Origin of the sequence: Haloarcula mannanilytica, from assembly GCF_005406125.1 — an archaeon.
GTDB lineage: Archaea > Halobacteriota > Halobacteria > Halobacteriales > Haloarculaceae > Haloarcula > Haloarcula mannanilytica.
In genome coordinates, this window is record NZ_BIXZ01000020.1 from 1 (window position 1) to 17,852 (window position 17,852).

Here is a 17,852-nt window from a genome sequence, read left to right on the forward strand (position 1 = left end):
GGCGGAGTATAAGTAATAGTGTTCGTCCACTGCGCCATGCCGTACACAAAAAACAGGAGACTGATACCGAGCAGTAGTGCTGTCTCTGCTCGGCTTATTCTGTTCTTAGAAACACTATTTGCCATCACCCTCTATTTCCAGTCAGGTAACAAATATGTATTGCTCGCACGTCTATCGATCACTTCTTTCATTCAAACTTCAACTGTTGAATCGCTCAGTACAGAGAAAAGGACTACCAGTTCAGCCTGACATCAGGGTATATATTTAACATCCAGTGACGACGACGCCACTCTATGAATTTCGAAAAACTCCGGGAGTATCCGGTCGTCGGAGATACGATATTTGCCGAACCTGTTGGCGGACTCTACGGATGGGCGTTCTTTGCTTTTACCTTGCTATTCACGCTGTGGATGCTCATTGACCGAGGATACAAAGTCGGGTTACTCGCGGGAGGGGGACTGCTCCTCATCTCGGTTCCGAATGTCCTCGCTAAACGCCACTATCGTCTTTGCGTTGCCCTCCGCATCGTGGGGATAGTGTACTACGTTGCGCTCTGGTGGGCTATCTTTGTTTTCTTCCCTGACGCGCCAACATTCTTCGAAGGAAACTGGTAATGGTGCAGTCTCACGTGATATGTCTGCATCCAGACTGAACAGTTATTCCAGCCAAGATTCCCTTGAATCTGCTCTGTTGAATAGCGGTCTAATCGTGTGGTATCACGGAGTAGAAGGGTGAAGCCGAGGAATTGACTCTGTCCATGGAAGTCGACATCCTCGACTTCGTTGAGCAGTGTCGGCATCTAGCTAAACAAGCGTTAGGGAAGCACGCGGGCGAGCCCGCCAGCGGCGGGTTCGCCCGCTGGATCCACGTCGTGTTACACTGTTTTCGACTCGAAGAGGATCATAGCTTCCGCGAGACGCCGAATCGGTTGAAATACATGGCGGAACTCCGCGACATTCTTGAACTTGACCAAGATGATCTCTCGGGTTACACAACGATCTACAAATCGTTTGATCGGCTCAAAATGTGGGTGTGGCGGGCGTTGCTGCGCGTTTCAGCGCAGCAACACCCGCAATCTGGCCACATAGCACTTGACAGCACATTCTTCGACCGACGTTCGGCCTCATCGTACTACCGACAGCGGTCTGGAAGCACTGTCCAAACGCTGAAAGTGACGACAGTAACCGATATAGAGTCACTAGCTGTGCTTGACGTTCATATTTCAGCACGGTGGCAACACGATACGAAGACCGGGCCGCAGGTCGTCCGCCGGAACGCGGACGACCTGCTGTCCGTCGCTGCTGACTCCGGTTTCCAAGACTGGCACACCGAATACGAGATTGCTGCACTGGATATAGACTATCTCGTTCACTACCGCGGTTCGTCATTGAACGCAACAGCGAATAACGCCCCCTTATCCGGTCAAAAGGATACACTCAGCGCTGGATGGCCGAAACTTCGTATTCGACAACGAAGCGCTCGCTCGGCGACGCCGTGCGAGCGCTTGGCTGGTATCGACAGTTCCGTGAAATTGTCCTTATGTTCGCCATCACAAACATAGAACCGCTCTGTGAGCCACTCTAACTTTGTCTCAGCATCTATTCAACAGAGCAGTATTATTTCAGATTCAGTCGGCCTCGGGAAGTCATTCATTGGGAGTGAGCTCCTCTATGACTACCGTCATGACGGCAAACACTGTCTGCTCATTGTCCCGGCAAACCTAACCGACCAGTGGGAAGACCTTCTTCAGGATGCGACAGACGAGGATGGTAATCCGTTCTTCGGGCTGGAGATAGATGAGACGCACCTAGAAGTCATGAGCATCAGCAAGTTCCAGAACCTCTCCTACGATGAGGTTCAAGGACTCAGAGAGCAGTTTGATGTTCTGCTGGTCGACGAGGCTCATCGCTTCCGGAATCATGGAAGATGGCGTTCGAATCCCGATGATGACGACGACTACAAAGGAACACGCCGACACGCGAATCTTCGACTGCTCCGGGACAAGACGATGATTCTACTGACGGCGACACCACTGAACAACAGTGCGACCGATTTAAAAAATCCCATCGGCCTGTTCACCGAGAAAAACGAGATACGGAACAAAGCCAATCTGGACTTCGGTTCATTTGACCGGTACATCGACATTGCCGAACAGCGAAAGCGAGTTGCCTCGGGCAAAGAGGAGATGGAACCAGCAGACCTCGAAGACCTCACCGAGAAACTCCAGCATGAGGCCGAAGAAATCTCAGAGATACTCAACGAGGTGATGGTCCTCCGAACTCGGAAATTCCTCAGAGTAATCTTTCAACCGCGAGCGGTTCCCGTAAGTTATAGAAGCGGGCACAGCAAAGAGCGACCCATGACCGAGCGGAACATCCACGTCGCCCCCGAGAGCGGGCTACCAGTTGAGGACCAGAACGTCGAAATCGTCGAGCGGAAGGGCATCGGCCACCCGGACTCCATCTGTGACGGGGTCGCCGAGAGCGTCTCCCGGCGGCTCGCACAGACCTACATCGACCGCGTCGGGAAGGTCCTCCACTACAACACCGACGAGACCCAGCTCGTCGCCGGCAACGCCGCGCCCGCCTACGGCGGCGGCGAGGTCCTCGAACCCATCTATTTCCTCATCGTCGGCCGCGCGACCAAGGAGTACCAGGGCACCCATATCCCCGCCGAGAGCATCGCTCTGGAGGCCGCCCGTGACTACCTCGGCGAGCACTTCCCGCATCTGGACCTCGATACGGACGTCATCATCGACGTGGAACTGGGCGAGGGGTCGGGGGACCTCCAGACCGTCTTCGGCGAGGAGGCCGCCGTCCCGATGGCCAACGACACCAGCTACGGGGTCGGCCACGCGCCGCTCTCGGAGACCGAACGCATCGTCGCCAACACCGAGCGCAAACTCACCGGCGAGTACGCCGCCGACAACCCCGTCGTCGGCCAGGACGTGAAGGTGATGGGCAAGCGCGAGGGCGACCAGATAGACGTCACCGTCGCCGTCGCGATGGTCGACAAACACGTCGCCGGCCTCGCGGAGTACAAGCAGGCCGTCGAGGACGTTCGCGAGTACGTCGAGTCGCTCGCGACGGAGTACACCGACCGCGACGTGACCGTCCACGTCAACACCGCCGACGACTACGACGAGGAGTCCATCTACCGAACCGTCACGGGGACCAGCGCCGAGCAGGGCGACGACGGCTCCGTCGGCCGTGGCAACCGCGCGAACGGGCTCATCACGCCCAACCGCCCGATGAGCATGGAGGCCACCTCCGGGAAGAACCCGGTCAACCACATCGGCAAAATATACAACCTCCTCTCGACGAAGGTGGCCCGCTCCGTGGTCAGCGAGGTCGACGGCATCCGCCAGCTCCAGCTCCGCCTGCTCTCCCAAATCGGTTCGCCGATCGACGAGCCCCACGTGGCCGACGCCCAGCTTGTCACCGAGGACGGCGTCGCGGTGGGCGACATCGAGGCGGAGGTCAGGGAGGCAATCGACGCCGAACTCGAAAACGTCACCGAGCTGACCCGCGAGGTCATCGAGGGCGACATCTCGACGTTCTAGCGACACCCATTTACCCGCCTTTGGGCTACGCAGTGTATGTACGATGTCGTCCTGGTTCGTCACGGCGAACTGGGCGTCAAAAGCGAGCAGGTCCGCCGCAAGATGGAGGACCGGCTCGCCGACAACCTCCAGGCGATGCTCGACCAGCGGGGGCTCTCGGGCGACATCGAGCGGCGGCGGAACCGCATCTTCGTCCACACGGACGATGCAAGCGCCGTCGCCGACGCGGCGGCCGACACCTTCGGCGTCGTCTCGGCCTCGCCCGCAGTCACCGTCGAGCCCACGCTGGACGATATCGCGGACGCCCTCGGGGCGATGGCCGAAGCCGCCTACGACGGCGGGAGCTTTGCCGTCGACGCGACCCGCGCGGGCCCGAGCGACGCCCACCCGTTCGCCAGTACGGACATCGAGTCCGAGGGCGGCGCGGCGGTGTTCGAGGCTATCGAGTCGCTGGGCGGCGAGCCCGTCGTCGACCTCGACGACCCGGATTTCGAACTGTTCGTCGAGTGTCGCTCCGACAGGGCCTACGTCTTCGTCGAGAAGCGGTCCGGCCCGGGCGGCCTCCCGCTCGGTACCCAGCGCCCGGTCGTCGCGCTGGTCAGCGGCGGCATCGACTCGCCCGTCGCCGCATGGAAATTGATGACGCGCGGCTGTCCGGTCGTCCCGGTCTATGTCGACCTGGGCGACTACGGCGGTCCGGACCACCGAGCCCGAGCGCGCGCGACAGTCGAGACGCTGGCCGGGTATGCCCCGGGGGAGTCGATGTCGCTCCACGTCATCGACGCCGGCAAGGTGGTCTCGGCACTGGAGGTAGAGACGGGCGACCTGCGGATGCTCGCCCTCCGGCGGTTCATGCTCGCGGCGGCCGAATCGGTCGCCGAGGACGTCGACGCCGTGGGCCTCGTCACGGGCGAGGCCATCGGCCAGAAGTCCAGTCAGACCAGCGCCAATTTGGCAGTCACCGACGCCGCCGCGACGCTGCCGGTCCACCGGCCGCTCGTCGCGATGGACAAAGCCGACATCACGAACCTGGCGCGGTCGATTGGGACGTTCGAGGACGCGACGGTCGACACCGGGTGTAACCGCGTCGCGCCGGCGTTGCCCGAAACGAACGCCTCGCTTTCGGCCGTGCGGGCGGCCGAGCCCGATGACCTCTTCGAGCGCGCACAGGCCTGTGCGGCGGACCGCGAAGTCGTCCCCATCGAAAGCTAAATCTCCCGGGCGCTGTAGGTTCGAGCCATGACGCAGGTCTGTCTCGTCGGGAGCGAGGACGTGAACCTCCGGTACGAACTGCTCTCCCGTGAGACGGCCCGGAACGCGCTGGTCACCTACGACCTGCGGGAACCGTTCGAGAACACCGTCCAGGTCCAGACGGTGAGCCTCGGCGCCGCGGTCGCCCTGCTCAACGACCTGAACTGGTATCTGGTCCGCTTTGCTGACGCCGCCTTCGTCAAGGAGCCCTCAATCAGCGAGGGGAGTGGCTCTCGCGGGAGGTCGCAACGGCGATTAGGGACAACGAACTCGCGCCCGGAGACACCGGGCGGTTTCTGAAGGTGTACGGGGTCGTGCGTGAAGACGAGGGCGACGGGGAGGAAGCGCCAGTCGAGGACCGGCCGCCGAGACTCGTCGAGCCGATGTTGTTGACCCGGACCGGCGACACGATTCCGGAGTACGACCTCCGGGCGGTGGACGACACGCTGGTCGTCCGGGTCACCGAGTCGGAGTTCAGGGCCTGAAAGGTCGGTTGGGGTCGGAAGCCGCGGTGTGACGGACGCCACGACGTGATGTCCGAGTCACGTATACGTCGCGACTGGACACCACGGAAACCAGTCGCCACGGACCCGTGGCGGCCTCACCAGCATCAACATCCGGACGGGGATATATACCAAACGGGCGGGAACTTTCCCGGGCCCTGAGCAGATATGGCAAGAACCATGTATATTCCGGGGATTCCGACGACTGATGACCGCCGAACCGACCACGGTCGCGAAACACCGTGACGTGCTCACCGTGCTCTCGACGCCGGCGACCAAGCCGGAACTCGTCGAGACCCTCGACATCTCGCGGTCGACCGTCGACAGGGCGATAGACGAACTCGTTGACCATGCTCTCGTCGAGCGCCGGGGGAGCGAGTACGTCGCGACCTACGCCGGGCGCCACGGTGTGGCAGCCTACGAACGCTACCTCGACCGCGTCTCGGCCCTCGAAGCGGCCCAGCCCGTGCTCGGGGAACTGCTGCCGGACGTCGACATCGACCCGGCGGTACTGGAGGGGGCCCAAATCGTCGAATCCACGCCGGAAGCGCCCGAAGCACCGATCGAAGCCAACATCGACTACCTGCTGGACCCGACGACGTTCCGCGGGACCGGCCCGACGGTGCTCCCGTAGTACATCGACGTAATGACGCGGTTAGTCGAGGACGAGGACGTCGATACGGAGCTCGTCCTCACAGAGTCGGTCGTCGACGCACTCAGAGAGACCTATACCGACGGGTTCGCGAAGTTGTCGGCCGCCGACGACCTCGACATATACGAGACGAGCGAGCCCATGCACTACGCCATCTGGACGGCCGAATCGCCCGACCGAACCGTGAGCGGTATGGTGGTGTACAGCGACAGCGGCGTCGCGGGCGTCATCAACAACGACACCGAAGCGATGAACGAGTGGGCCCGCGAGGAGTACGAGCGGTACAAGCGGTCAGCGCGGTCGCTCGACTAGTCGAACATCCCGGTCGACATGTACCGCTCGCCGCTGTCCCAGTAGACAGTGACGACCAGTGGGTCCTCGACGCTATCCGCCAGGAGTTCCTCGGGCACCTCGCGGGCGGCCAGGTTCGACGCGCCCGAGGACTGCCCGACGAGAATCCCCTCCGCCTGTGCGAGGCGCCGGCACTCGTCCTCGGCGTCGGCCAGTGTCACCGTCTTCACGTCGTCGAGCAGGTCCACGTCGAGGTTGTCGCTGATGAACCCCGGGCCCATCCCCTGGAAGCTGTCCTCGCCGTGCCGGGTTCCATCCCCGAGAGGACGGCGTTGTCGGCCGGTTCGACGGCCCGATGTCGACATCGGGGAAGGCCTCACGGAGTCGGCGGCCGGTGCCCGTGATTGTCCCGCCGGTACCCACGCCCGCGACGAGGGCGTCGACGGTCCGGTTGCCGACCTGTTCCAGTACTTCGGCGCCCGTCGTCTCGTAGTGGGCCTGCGGGTTCGCGGGGTTGTCGAACTGGCGCAACTATACATAGTCATGCTTACATATATCGAATCGGGTCGTCACCGCAGTGTTTCTCGTCGATGGCGCCAAACAACTACAAACATCTCCAAACAGCACTCCCACGATCCGGGCTCCGATTTCAGAAAGAACGCCATGGAAATCGGAATGCTATCGAACATATATTTAGAGAAGTAAAACGACAAACCTTTTGATTCTCAGACTGTTTTAGCCACGTCAATCCGGAAATCGCTGAAAACTGGTTGCAGAGTCCTGCTCGCTGGCACAATGCTCCAAACTAAACACGAAGCCGGCCTCGATCCGAATAGTTAAGTAGGATAGAAACAACTCATATTGAGTATGTCGGTACTCTGGCTGGACGAAATCGGAGCTACGGATCTCCATAGAGTTGGCGGGAAAAGCGCGTCGCTGGGGGAGCTCGCCTCGGCCGGTTTTCCGGTCCCATCCGGATTTGTTGTGACTACTGACACCTTCCGTGATTTCATCGAGAAATCCAATATCAAAGAGGACCTGTTTGCCGCGACAGACATTGACGGAGCGGATTCTACTGCGCTTGCGGATACACAGGAGCGTGCTCACGAACTACTCCTCAGAGAACAACTGTCTGCCTCCGTCAGAGACCAGATTCTCGAAGCCTATCGTGCCATTGGAACCGATGGCGAAGAGCGACTCGTCGCCGTCCGTTCGTCAGCGACGGCTGAGGATCTGCCAGACGCCTCTTTCGCAGGTCAACAGGAGACGTTCCTCAACGTTCGCAAAGCACAGTTCCTCGATCGTATCAAGGAATGTTGGGCCTCGCTGTTCTCCCGGCGTGCTATCTCCTACCGAAACCAGAAGGGGTACTCACACCGGGATCTTGACATTGCAGTCGTGGTGCAGAAGATGGTCGACGCCGAGAAATCCGGGGTGATGTTCACTTCTCACCCGTCGACAGGAGAACGGCGCATCGTCATCGAAGCAGCATGGGGCCTCGGTGAGGCGGTCGTCTCCGGCTACGTTTCGCCGGACAACTACGTCGTGGATCGGGCAACGGGGGAGATCGAGTCGGCCACCATCGCCGACAAGAAGTTGATGACGGTCAGAGACGAGGAGACGGGAGAGACGATTCGGGCCGACGTTCCGAGTGATAGACGCGAAGAACGCGTGCTCTCTGACGCGGAGATTCACGCGCTCGCTGAACTCGGCGAACGAGTCGAAGACCACTACAACGCGCCTCAGGATGTCGAGTGGGCCACCATCGAGGATGAGATTTTCGTACTCCAGTCCCGTCCCATTACGACCATCTCCGACGATGCGACCAACGAAAGTACCGGGGAGACTGTCGCCAACGCCGGGGCCAAGACGGTACAGGCTGCCGGTGACGTACTCCTCCGTGGCCTCGGTGTGCATCCGGCTATCGTCTCCGGGACTGTCCGAATCATCACGTCACCCGATGAACCTGACACGGTGTCCGAGGGAGACATCATCGTCGCTGAGATGACCACCCCCAACATGGTGCCCGCGATGAAACGCGCGGCCGGCATCGTTACCGACGAGGGGGGGATGATCTCTCACACCGCCATTGTTTCGAGAGAACTCGGTATTCCAGCTGTCGTCGGTTGCGACGACGCTACCCGGAAGTTAGTAGACGATCAGGATATTACGATCGACGGCGATAGAGGCACTGTCCACCAGGGCCAAGAGACTGAAGAATGCGAGAGTTAGCGGGAAACGATTGCATTCGATAAATACGCCGGCGGTTTCGCGATGAGCAATACGATTATCCAAATCATCGACGTGGTACCGAACTTGGGACCGCGGACGATATCAGGACGAGTCCACGCCAACAATACGCTGAGTAGATCCTTCGGTTGGATAAGCCGATCTCGTAGGGGAACGATGAAACGACCCCCTCAGGCCTTGCAGACGGTATCGATCCTCACCGTAGTGGATTCAGTGATTCCAGGGGGTCCCGATCGATTCCATTGGACTCGGTCCCGCGGTGATTCACTGCGATCTCCGAACGCCGCGCTCTGTCAGGTCGAACGCGGTGTCGAAGATGTTCTCTAACGCGTTGGATTCGCCAACGCCCTCGCATTTGATGTGGGGGTGACTGTAGTGTTCCGGAGCGTCCCTGAACTTCCCCGTCTCCGCGAACCGCATCTGAAACACCCGGCCTGGCTCTCGTATGATGTGGCAATTCGGAAGGGATGCGACGCTCTCTTCGACTTTCTCCATCATCGAATCGGGGACTGGGATCCTCACGATGGCCTCTGCCGGTTCCCCCCGAGTCTGATAATACTCCTGAGTCGCCATAGCGCCATTGGACGTATAGGCGTACATCGCGAGCCGTATCTCTGACGCCTCGACATCCGCCTTCTCGTCACGGATGCCGGCCTTTAATTCCCAATCAAACGTGCTGTCCTCCTCGGGGTCGCTCAGAGCCGGAGCATGGGACCAGTTCCCGCTTTCGTACTCCCTGCCCGTCCTCCGGACGAGGTTCAGGTCGTCGTGGCCTTCTTTAACGAGTTTGAACAGGAGACCGATCGTGTCCGGTCTTCCGAACGTGACCCGTGGTGAGTCGTTTACACGGGCCCAGATGTGTTCTCCGAACTCATCAGTCACTACCCAGGGTGTGATATCATTCGTCATTGTCACTCCTCCGTCGCTTCGTCATGGTCCAGGTTGACCATATATCTTAGCCGGAGTAAATATATAAAAATGGTTCGTTTTAGACTGGCCTAAAAATACGGCAATCCTGAACTGGGTCTGGACTCACCGGGGACGACAGGGCCGCAATAGTGCGACATCCGGCGTCCCCACAACTTATGAGACCAGGGTCAGAATGCGGAGTATGGGATCGACAACGTCGCTCAAGACAATCCTGCGTGCATTCGAGGTGATTAGAATACTGGACGAGGAAGGTGAGGCTCAGCCGTCAGACATCGCTGCCAAGTTGGGAACCAGTCGAGCGACGGCACATCAGTATCTCGTCTCGCTGGCAAAGGTGGGCTACGTCTCACAGAACGACGGCCGATATGACATCAGCTATCGGTTTCTCGAGACTGGAAATCAGAAGAAATACCGTAGCTGGTTGTTTCACGCGGCGATCCCGGCCCTAATGGCACTCCATGAAGAGACCGGAGAACTCTCTCACCTCGGTGTGGAAGAGGACGGCGAATGGGTACTTCTGCACAGAGAGACCGATCAGAGAGAGACTGGTCTCAGCCTCTACAGCGGGTCTCGGCTCCCGCTTCACACACACGCCGCCGGAAAAGTCATACTTGCTGAACTCCCGAAAGAACGCCGAGACGAGATACTCGACGAGCACGAACTCTTCGCGTCAACTGACCAGACGATAACCGATGCGGACGAACTTCGGCATCGATTGCGTCAGGTCTCGCAGAACGGGCACGCTGTCGACTGGAACGAAGAAACGAGCGGAATCGGATTCGTCGCGTGTCCGATCACGATCGACGGTCAAGTCGGTAGTATCTCTGTCGTGGAGTCGGCGACGCGGTTGCGACGTGAGGAGTATCGCGAGTATCTCGTTGACGAACTGAAGGCTGCGGCCGACGACATCCGAGATCAATACCGTCGGATGGCGGAACATGGCCCTCCGCAGCCGGACAGTTCCAGCAGCCGCAGCTAAGACCGATAGGTCGACCTCCGAGGCCTGTATCTGCCTACTTCGGGACGCCACTGTGAGGCTGTTCGTACTGACCAACCGATGGGTGTAGCGACAGAGAGCGGGCGCCAGCCCTCTACGCTATGTGTCACCGACCGTTCGCGTGCCGAGGCCGAACTGTTCGTACTGCGACGGCGTCCTGTTCAGCGGAGACTGCCTGTTATTCGTCCTGAGCTGGTCGCTGTGGATGGATTCGGAGCGATGGTTCGGATTGCACGTCTGCTTCGATCTCGAAGATGTCTTTCAGGAATCCTTCAGTTACGACGTCAGCTGGCTCGCCTCGGGCTTCGATCGCACCGTCTTTCAGTGCGAACAGGTGATCGGCGTTGTGTGCCGCCTGTTCGATGTCGTGAAGGACGACGACGATCGTGATGGCGCGCTGTTCGTTGAGACGGTGGATCGTCTCCATTACCTGCAGTTGGTGTTTCAGGTCGAGGAACGTCGTCGGTTCGTCGAGCAATAGGACGTCGGTCTCCTGTGCGAGGACCACGGCCGTCCAGACGAGCTGTTTCTGTCCGCCGCTCAGGTCCTGGACGGAGCTCTCTCGGAGATGTTCGACACCTGCGAGCTCGATCGCTCGCTCGACGGCGTCTTCGTCCTCTTCGGAGACCCCATCGAAGAACCCTCGATACGGGTAGCGTCCGTGAAGGACGAGATCTTCGACCGTGATGTCCCCGGGAGAGTCGTTCTCCTGGGAGAGGCGACTGAGTTTCCGGGCGAACTCCTTTCGGTCGTACTCCTGGACGGTCCGCCCCTCGAGGGAGACCGTACCGGAGTGCGGTTGCAGGTGGTTCGAGAGTGCCTTCAGTAGGGTACTTTTCCCGCTCCCGTTCGGACCGATCAGGGCCGTGATCTGGCCGCGGGGAATGCGGAGGTCGTCGCAGGCGACGACGATGTCGTCCGAAGACGGGTATGCGAGAGAGAGGTCTTCAGCCGAGACGACGATGTCGGTCTCCGAATCTTCAGTGGTTTCCGGGCTGTTCACCGCGTCCGTGTCGTGATCGTCAATCGATTGTGCCATTAGATCTCACCGAGATTGCTTTTTTTCCGCATGAGATAGAGGAAGTACGGTCCGCCGAAGATACCCATGATGACACCGACGGGGAGCTGGATCGGGCTCAACGCTAACCTTGCAGCGACGTCGGCCCCGACCAGTATAGCCGGGCCGAGGAACAAGCAGCCGACCAGTAGCTGCTTGTAATCGCTTCCGACGATCGTTCGGACCATGTGCGGGACGATGAGCCCAACGAACCCCACGAGGCCGGCTACGGCGACCGCTGCGGACGCACACAGGACGGCGATCGCCGAGACGCCGAACCGTATCTTCTCGACGGACATCCCCAATGTCTTCGCCGTCTCTTCGCCAAGCAGTAGGACGTTGAGCTGTCTGGAGACGGCGAGCGCCAGCGTCAGCGAGATGATGGAAAAGGGGAGCGCGATCCGGACCTGCGCCCAATCGGTACCGAGCAGCGATCCTGCCATCCACGTGCGAGCGGCCATTATCGTCCCGAGGTCGTCGACGAAGAAGAACAGGCCGCGCTGCACGGAGCCGAACACTGTCCCGACGATCACGCCGGCGAGGACGAGACGGATCGGATTTGCGCCATTGTCCCATGCGATGGCGTACACCAGCAGGAAGGCAATCGCGCCCCCGATGGCGGCCAGAATGGGAAGGATTGGCTGGAGCGACGCGAAGAACATCACGATGAGCATGATGACCAGCCCCGCACCCTGGCTCACGCCGAGGATGTACGGGGAGGCGAGCTCGTTCCGCGTGACGGCCTGAAAGATGGCACCGGAGACGGCGAGGTTGGATCCGACAAGCAGACCGACAATGATCCGTGGGAAGCGGATGTTCCACACGACGAGCGTCGTTCGACTGAACCACTTGGGGAGGGGGTGTCCCAGGAGGAACGTTCCCCACGCTTCGAGGCTAAAGATGACGTCCGGGTCGAAGATGCCGTGCCACGCCTCGGCGAGCGTGAGTTGATACGCGCCGAAACTCACCTGCGCAAGTGTCGCGCAGAGGAGGACGACGAGACTTCCGAGCACGACGCTGATCAGCGACGGCGTGATCCACCCGAAGGTGAATCGATCAGCGATCCGCTGTGAAGTGGTTTTGAATCCGCTGGACATTACAGATCCCCAGAAACGAGTTCACCCACCCGCTGTCGGTCGAAGAGCTGTTCGTCTTCGGGAACTTCCCCTGCCGGACCTGGCCACTCACCGAACTTCTCGGGATAGAGCTGTTTCGCACCGGCTTCCAGGGAGAACAAGTCTGTGATCGGGTCGATGTAGTGACCAGCGGTTCGGACGAGATTCCCCTCCTGAACGGCAGTCAACTGACTCGTCTGGTCGTTACTCTCCATCGGCTCGACTACGTTGTTGACGAAGTCCTCGTGGCTATCCATGCAGAGAGACGGCGTCGAGATGACGTCGGGGTCTGCCTGCAGGACTGCTTCGATACCGACCTCTCCGTCGATGTTCTGGCCCTCGAAGGCGTCTTTGACGCCGAGCTGAGCGAGAGTCCGGGTGTTCGACTTGTTCTCCTCGATGTGAACGGGCATGAAGTGCCCCGACGCGGGGTTTATCCCCCTGATCAGGGAAGTTGCCGTGGGCCGTTCGTCCTCCGGTGGGAGACGGGACTGCACGTCTGAGAGGATCTGCGAGTGGTATTCTTCCCACGCGCGGTACTGCTTCTGTCGCTGGAACACCTCCGCGAACTTCTCAAAGGCTCCGTACAGGTCGTAGTAGGGGTCCTGTTCGTTGATGGGTTGGTGGACCTGTGACCCGAGGAAGGGACCGACGTTGGTCGAAATTTCTTGGATGTCTTGGTCGGTCCAGCCCGCCTGCTGCTTGAGGTATCGTGGGTCGAGGAAGATGACGTCCGGTTCGTGTTCGTAGAACACCTCTTTGTCGAAGCCACCCTTCCCGCCAGTGAGAACGGTAATCTCGCTCGTATCGTACTCGAGGCCGGGGACGAGGTCGTAGAATTTCCCGTTGATTTTGTCTGTCCGGCCGCCATACGTCGGCAACATGTCTAACGACACGCCAAACCCGGACCAGACTGACGCGAAGTATGTCTCAGGTACTTCTTCGAACGTGTGGCTCCCGTACGGTTTGACCGTCACCGTATACGAACCATCGGTGGATCCGCCCGCTGCCGTTTCTGACTCGGCCGGAGCACTGGTCGTATCCGCTCCACCCACCATCTCACTTTCACTTGCTGTCTCGTCTTCACTCCCGCCGGATGCACAGCCTGCAATAACACCGGCTATGAGGCTACCGCTAGTGGCCAACAGTTTGCGTCTTCGGGGCATACATGATTTAGGCTCGCCTAATCTTACCTAAAGCTTTCTATTTTAGTCTCGCCTAATCGATACGGCCGGCTCAGCATACTGATCCCAGAGTCGGACAGACCTGTGGTCGTCCCTGGTATCTACATCCAAGAATGCCTGACATAGACGGCATCCACTAGTCTCACAGCTCCTACCAGCTTGTGGATCAAAAAGACTAATAAAATTTAGGATGACCAAATCCATATGATCGCCGAGATCGACGACTCTGATCAGTTGAGCAACTCCAATTCAGACGGCCACAAATCGAACAGTTTCGATGTGGTCGTTGTGGGAGGTGGCCCGGCAGGAGCTGCAGTCGGAGTATTCACCGCGCGTTATGGGCTTGATACCCTCATCTTCGACCGCGGGAACTCCTCGCTGCAGCGTTGTGCGTTTCTCGAGAATTTCCTCGGGTTCCCGGCTGGTATCGACATTGAGACGTTCTACGCACTCATGCACGACCACGCGATGGAAATGGGCTGTGCGGTCCGATCCAGTCTGGTCGAGACTGTGGAACGCGCCGATTCCGGTGGCTTCCGAGTGACGACGCAGGGTGGGGACACCGTCGATACCGTTCGGGTCGTCGCGGCGACGCGTTACGGGGGCGAGTACCTCCACGAACTTGACGAAGCGAATGAGATGTTCGAGACCCATCGTAAGGGTGGCGACAAGCGGGAGCTCTTCGATCGCGACTATCCGGACCACGACGGGCGAACACCGACAGACGGCCTGTATATCGCGTCGCCAACAGCGTCTGTCGAACTGCAGGCGCTCAGCTCTGCCGGCCACGGTGCACGCGTCGCACGCGCCGTCGTCGAAGACGTGCGTCGAGAGCGGGGATTTCCCGAGGGACTGTCGGGCTACCGTGACTGGATACGACGCGAGGGTCACAGTCCCAATACGGAATCGCTCCGAGACAAACTCCGTGTGAAGATCGACAGAGATGTCCCCGATGACACTGATCTGTCCGCGGAATCGCTGGCAGAGTTGCGTGAGCGTGAGATCGATCGCCGTCTCGACAGATATCTCTCAGCCGACGAAATACAACGGCGGACTGAGCGGAGCCACGACCGCCTTCTCGAACACATCGACGACGATCGCATTCTCGCTGCCGCTCGGGAAATCCGGGCCCAACGTCGATCGAATTAGACGCGATTTCGCTCGATAGCGTCTGATTCATCGGCCGAACGGACTTGAACGGAACTCGGAAGACTCGCGATCGGTTCCAGGCTTCCAAGTTTTCGACTTCATGCGAGAGGGGACAGCCGAAGGGAGAGTGAGATGTTTTCTCTCGGTTGCGGTTCCGAGTGTTCGAGTCGACCGGTCTCGTCGAATCCTCCGTCATGTATATATTGACGAGTGCAAGATTATTACAATCGTACACCTGTTATTGAACGGGCGCGAACGGACAAGCAACGTGAACGTCCGCAGTCTGAACGGAGACAATGAGGGCAGAATCGTCCATTACGTCATGTATATACTGACGGAATTGTGCGAGGTATTTGTACAACGGTGCTGGTACCTATCGGGTCACACTCAATTGAGGTAGATGAATGGCGCAATTTCACTTCAGGATGGATCGGTTAAACGCGGTAGACGCTGACAGCGAGACCACTTCCCAGAGGAACGATGCTCGTTTCGAACGTTTCATCGTCGCGTACGGTTCGGACGTACTCGATGATACCGGCAGCGTTCTCATCGAGTTCGGTCGCTTCACCGTGGAGTCCGCCCCGTAAGTCGCTCGGAGATACCGGGCCTCTGAGAATATTGTCCGCGACAATAACTGCGTTCTCGGTCAGTTCGGGCCGGGCGAGTGAAAGCGCATTGGCGTATTCCGACTTCTGGTGGTCGACTAGAACGAGATCCCAGGGGCCATCATGCTGCTCAAAAGACTCCATCGCGTCTCCGACTTCGTAGTAGATCTTGCCGGTGAAATCAGCCCGTTTGAGATATGATTCCGCCCGTTCTAGGTTCTTCTCCTCGAAATCTGTAAGAACAATTTCACCATCGTCGGGAAGCACACTCGCGTACCACGCCGCGGAGTATCCGAATCCAGACCCGAATTCAAAAACACGCCGAGCTCCGGTCGCAACAGCGAGCGTCCGAAGGAACTGTCCAGTTTCGGGGCCAACAATCGGGAAGTTATTTTCACGACCGTAGGCCGTCATCTCTTCGAGTAACGGTGAGAGGTCTGCGTTTGCAGCGCTGATCGCATTCAAAATGTCATCAGCCGCATGGTTCATGTGACTAGCAAATTTTCGCAATTATATAATTGTTACTATGCGGTGGTGTCGAGAACGGTCATCAGTTTGTTGTCCTCCTTTTCTCTCGCAGACAGAGTCTATTTGTTATTCGTATACGCTATAGTTCTGTCATATTATTAAACTCCCAGTGTAGCAGTCACTGTCTAGTTGAGCGCCTCCGCCGGGGGTTTGCCGTCAAGCGCAGATTTGGCCGTTGCTGGTTGTAATAGCGGTGAAACTGCCGACACCACCCAGTGACAGCTTGCCGACTGACCACCCAGCCGGTGTGAAAGCGGTCGGAGCGCATTTTGAACGTGTGAAACCACTTTTCAATGTGGTTTCGGTCGCTACGCTCAACCCGACTGCTCAATCCTAATCAAGCAATGGCAGTCCGATAACCGTACGTACCAACGAGAAACGCTGTGTTGGCGAGATTATATGTTTCGGTGAGACGGTGGAGAAACGCCGCTGTAGGATCGGTGCCGGGGTGGCTGAAGACGGTACAATCCAGGAGGTACAATAAGTCGAGATCGACTGCCGCGTAGAGCCACTGCCACTCACCGTCAATTTTGACAACGGTTTCGTCAACGGTGGCCCGCGCCGGCACGAGTGATCAGCCCCACCATTGCACGCTCACTGATTATCAAGTCGAGCCAGCAAGGCTGTGTCATGCGATTTTGCTGCCGCTGCGTCCCGGTTAGCTGATTGAACGCTCAAACGTTATACAGACCACTCTCGGCGAGAATACGCTTGATCGTCGAGAAGACGGTCTCACACACCGCTCGTTGGCGGTATCGAGGCCCATCGACCCGCGCGTTATGCGCGTGACCGAGGGGTCGGAACTCACGATGTTTGATCAGTGGTCTTACGCCTTCTTCGCGGAGTTTGTCGCGTAATTCCATCCAGTCGTAGCCTTTGTCTGCAGCGAGGCTGGCGAGGTCGCCCGCGTTGCGTCGGGCGACTTCGCCTCGGTCACCAACAGCATTCTTAGCTGACTGAACGACATTGTTCGTGAAGCGGAAAATTTTCGATATGAACCATCGGCGGTTTCCCGCTTCACACTTCTAGTTCTGACGGTCGAAACCAATGCAGTCAAGCGATTCACCAGAACCAAACAGATGATCATAAGCAACAGTGGCAGCCCGACGGCAGTCGGATCGAGAGCGCCGAGTTCCGCCTCAGGTCCCTCTGTGGCCGCTGTTATCAATACTAGCGTAATTATCCCGCCAAAATGACGGTAACCATTTTGAAGAGAAGTCCACGAAACGCAGTCTGGGAATTGTGTCTCCGATACTCCCCGTTATAGAAATAATTCCGTACGGTCAGCACTCCCGACGAAATAAATATCCCTAGTGCTGCCGCTGTCACGCCGGTTATCGTGTTCGAACTGGGCGCTGGCAGCGGTCCGATGAGCAGTGCTCCGGTCAATAGCCAGGCACTCGCGATGATGAGAACAGTAAGCGGGAGAACGACCACCGTTGTGAGGTAGACTCGCAGACCGGTCCGTGGGACTGAGAGGCTATATTGTCGTGCCGCCAGCGCACCCACGAGTACACTGTCGGTTTCAATTTCCGGTGGCCGACCAGCGAATAGTGACCGGACGAGCGCCCACACCGAGTCGATACCGAGTTCGAGCCAGTAAAGGAGCAACAGTCCGGCCGCACTCCAGTCGAGTAGCACGACACCGATAACGGGGAGCACATTCGCAACGCTGATGCTGAGTAGCTCTGTCCGACGGCTGTTCTCTGTACTGAGAAGCCGTCTGGCCAGGGGCATTACTCTGTGATGACAGCGTCTACCGTATGAATGAACTGATT

The 17,852-nt window shown here is 58.7% G+C and carries 14 protein-coding genes and 7 pseudogenes; 12 read left to right on the top strand and 9 right to left on the bottom strand.

Translation table 11 applies throughout. The features are described from left to right. Positions 1 to 293 precede the first annotated feature (293 nt). The 8 genes and pseudogenes from Harman_RS20690 (at position 294) to Harman_RS20720 (ending at position 6,280) form a co-directional block, all read left to right on the top strand. Positions 294 to 614 (top strand): hypothetical protein, encoded by a 321-nt coding sequence (locus Harman_RS20690; protein WP_137685569.1) that lies wholly within the window; start codon positions 294 to 296, stop codon positions 612 to 614. 143 nt (positions 615 to 757) lie between these two features. Next, positions 758 to 1,584: pseudogene (locus Harman_RS20695) on the top strand (IS5 family transposase). Further along, a pseudogene (locus Harman_RS22200) lies at positions 1,571 to 2,020 on the top strand (DEAD/DEAH box helicase family protein); the annotation flags it as partial. The pseudogenes Harman_RS20695 and Harman_RS22200, both read left to right, overlap by 14 nt. Before the next feature lie 339 nt (positions 2,021 to 2,359). Then, the gene (locus tag Harman_RS21695) at positions 2,360 to 3,562 is read left to right on the top strand and encodes a methionine adenosyltransferase (RefSeq protein ID WP_200831026.1); all 1,203 of its coding nucleotides are present in this window, start codon (positions 2,360 to 2,362) and stop codon (positions 3,560 to 3,562) included. Positions 3,563 to 3,598: 36 nt separating this feature from the next. Beyond that, the gene (locus Harman_RS20705) at positions 3,599 to 4,774 is read left to right on the top strand and encodes a tRNA sulfurtransferase (RefSeq protein WP_137685571.1); all 1,176 of its coding nucleotides are present in this window, start codon (positions 3,599 to 3,601) and stop codon (positions 4,772 to 4,774) included. 27 nt (positions 4,775 to 4,801) lie between these two features. Then, positions 4,802 to 5,298 (top strand): annotated as a pseudogene (locus Harman_RS20710) (DUF5804 family protein). Between the two features lie 226 nt (positions 5,299 to 5,524). Beyond that, positions 5,525 to 5,950: a MarR family transcriptional regulator gene (locus Harman_RS20715; protein WP_137685572.1), complete on the top strand. Its 426-nt coding sequence runs from the start codon at positions 5,525 to 5,527 to the stop codon at positions 5,948 to 5,950. Between the two features lie 12 nt (positions 5,951 to 5,962). Then, a complete protein-coding gene (locus Harman_RS20720; RefSeq protein WP_137685573.1) occupies positions 5,963 to 6,280 on the top strand; it encodes a transcriptional regulator FilR1 domain-containing protein in 318 nt (105 codons plus the stop codon). On the opposite strand, the pseudogene Harman_RS20725 reads toward Harman_RS20720, so the two are convergent. Next, positions 6,277 to 6,790: pseudogene (locus Harman_RS20725) on the bottom strand (pyridoxal-phosphate dependent enzyme); the annotation flags it as partial. The gene Harman_RS20720 and the pseudogene Harman_RS20725 overlap by 4 nt on opposite strands. A 34-nt stretch (positions 6,791 to 6,824) precedes the next feature. On the opposite strand from Harman_RS20725, the pseudogene Harman_RS20730 reads away from it, so the two are divergent. Together Harman_RS20730 and Harman_RS20735 are read left to right on the top strand one after the other, a co-directional pair. Further along, positions 6,825 to 7,068: pseudogene (locus Harman_RS20730) on the top strand (IS6 family transposase); the annotation flags it as partial. A 58-nt stretch (positions 7,069 to 7,126) separates the two neighbouring features. Continuing rightward, positions 7,127 to 8,479 (top strand): annotated as a pseudogene (locus Harman_RS20735) (PEP/pyruvate-binding domain-containing protein); the annotation flags it as partial. Positions 8,480 to 8,773: 294 nt separating this feature from the next. Here Harman_RS20735 and Harman_RS20740 read toward each other — a convergent pair. Continuing rightward, positions 8,774 to 9,418 carry a hypothetical protein gene (locus Harman_RS20740; protein WP_137685575.1) on the bottom strand — a complete coding sequence of 215 codons (645 nt, stop codon included), beginning with the start codon at positions 9,416 to 9,418 and terminating at the stop codon, positions 8,774 to 8,776. A gap of 202 nt (positions 9,419 to 9,620) precedes the next feature. Between Harman_RS20740 and Harman_RS20745 the strand changes: the two genes are divergently transcribed. Further along, positions 9,621 to 10,418 (top strand): IclR family transcriptional regulator, encoded by a 798-nt coding sequence (locus Harman_RS20745; protein ID WP_160140723.1) that lies wholly within the window; start codon positions 9,621 to 9,623, stop codon positions 10,416 to 10,418. Positions 10,419 to 10,614: 196 nt separating this feature from the next. On the opposite strand, the gene Harman_RS20750 is transcribed toward Harman_RS20745, so the two are convergent. From Harman_RS20750 to Harman_RS20760, 3 genes are read right to left on the bottom strand one after another with little or no spacing between them, the layout of a single operon-like run. Continuing rightward, the gene (locus Harman_RS20750) at positions 10,615 to 11,475 is read right to left on the bottom strand and encodes an ABC transporter ATP-binding protein (RefSeq protein WP_137685577.1); all 861 of its coding nucleotides are present in this window, start codon (positions 11,473 to 11,475) and stop codon (positions 10,615 to 10,617) included. Next, positions 11,475 to 12,590, bottom strand: a complete 1,116-nt coding sequence (locus Harman_RS20755; RefSeq protein ID WP_137685578.1) for a FecCD family ABC transporter permease — start codon at positions 12,588 to 12,590, stop codon at positions 11,475 to 11,477. The genes Harman_RS20750 and Harman_RS20755 overlap by 1 nt, the downstream gene beginning before the upstream one ends. Continuing rightward, positions 12,590 to 13,774, bottom strand: a complete 1,185-nt coding sequence (locus Harman_RS20760) for an ABC transporter substrate-binding protein (RefSeq protein WP_137685579.1) — start codon at positions 13,772 to 13,774, stop codon at positions 12,590 to 12,592. Before Harman_RS20760 ends, Harman_RS20755 begins: the two co-directional genes overlap by 1 nt. Before the next feature lie 222 nt (positions 13,775 to 13,996). Between Harman_RS20760 and Harman_RS20765 the strand changes: the two genes are divergently transcribed. Beyond that, positions 13,997 to 14,941: an FAD-dependent oxidoreductase gene (locus Harman_RS20765; protein ID WP_137685580.1), complete on the top strand. Its 945-nt coding sequence runs from the start codon at positions 13,997 to 13,999 to the stop codon at positions 14,939 to 14,941. 434 nt (positions 14,942 to 15,375) lie between these two features. Here Harman_RS20765 and Harman_RS20770 read toward each other — a convergent pair whose 3' ends face one another. The 4 genes and pseudogenes from Harman_RS20770 to Harman_RS21865 all read right to left on the bottom strand — a co-directional run. Next, the gene (locus Harman_RS20770; protein WP_137685581.1) at positions 15,376 to 16,035 is read right to left on the bottom strand and encodes an O-methyltransferase; all 660 of its coding nucleotides are present in this window, start codon (positions 16,033 to 16,035) and stop codon (positions 15,376 to 15,378) included. Between the two features lie 376 nt (positions 16,036 to 16,411). Next, positions 16,412 to 16,642, bottom strand: a complete 231-nt coding sequence (locus Harman_RS22205) for a DDE-type integrase/transposase/recombinase (protein ID WP_137685582.1) — start codon at positions 16,640 to 16,642, stop codon at positions 16,412 to 16,414. Positions 16,643 to 16,766: 124 nt separating this feature from the next. Continuing rightward, positions 16,767 to 17,000 (bottom strand): annotated as a pseudogene (locus Harman_RS20780) (transposase); the annotation flags it as partial. A gap of 253 nt (positions 17,001 to 17,253) precedes the next feature. Beyond that, positions 17,254 to 17,852, bottom strand: a 599-nt coding sequence (locus tag Harman_RS21865) for a DUF6498-containing protein (protein ID WP_235007297.1), incomplete at its 5' end; no start/stop codon positions are given.

What these genes read in the sequence shown, in the direction of transcription:
- Harman_RS20690 (WP_137685569.1), top strand. Translation starts at nt 294, where the DNA reads ATGAATTTCGAAAAACTCCGGGAGTATCCGGTCGTCGGAGATACGATA.
- Harman_RS21695 (WP_200831026.1), top strand. Translation starts at nt 2,360, where the DNA reads ATGACCGAGCGGAACATCCACGTCGCCCCCGAGAGCGGGCTACCAGTT.
- Harman_RS20705 (WP_137685571.1), top strand. Translation starts at nt 3,599, where the DNA reads ATGTACGATGTCGTCCTGGTTCGTCACGGCGAACTGGGCGTCAAAAGC.
- Harman_RS20715 (WP_137685572.1), top strand. Translation starts at nt 5,525, where the DNA reads ATGACCGCCGAACCGACCACGGTCGCGAAACACCGTGACGTGCTCACC.
- Harman_RS20720 (WP_137685573.1), top strand. Translation starts at nt 5,963, where the DNA reads ATGACGCGGTTAGTCGAGGACGAGGACGTCGATACGGAGCTCGTCCTC.
- Harman_RS20740 (WP_137685575.1), bottom strand. Translation starts at nt 9,418, where the DNA reads ATGACGAATGATATCACACCCTGGGTAGTGACTGATGAGTTCGGAGAA.
- Harman_RS20745 (WP_160140723.1), top strand. Translation starts at nt 9,621, where the DNA reads ATGGGATCGACAACGTCGCTCAAGACAATCCTGCGTGCATTCGAGGTG.
- Harman_RS20750 (WP_137685577.1), bottom strand. Translation starts at nt 11,475, where the DNA reads ATGGCACAATCGATTGACGATCACGACACGGACGCGGTGAACAGCCCG.
- Harman_RS20755 (WP_137685578.1), bottom strand. Translation starts at nt 12,590, where the DNA reads ATGTCCAGCGGATTCAAAACCACTTCACAGCGGATCGCTGATCGATTC.
- Harman_RS20760 (WP_137685579.1), bottom strand. Translation starts at nt 13,774, where the DNA reads ATGCCCCGAAGACGCAAACTGTTGGCCACTAGCGGTAGCCTCATAGCC.
- Harman_RS20765 (WP_137685580.1), top strand. Translation starts at nt 13,997, where the DNA reads ATGATCGCCGAGATCGACGACTCTGATCAGTTGAGCAACTCCAATTCA.
- Harman_RS20770 (WP_137685581.1), bottom strand. Translation starts at nt 16,035, where the DNA reads ATGAACCATGCGGCTGATGACATTTTGAATGCGATCAGCGCTGCAAAC.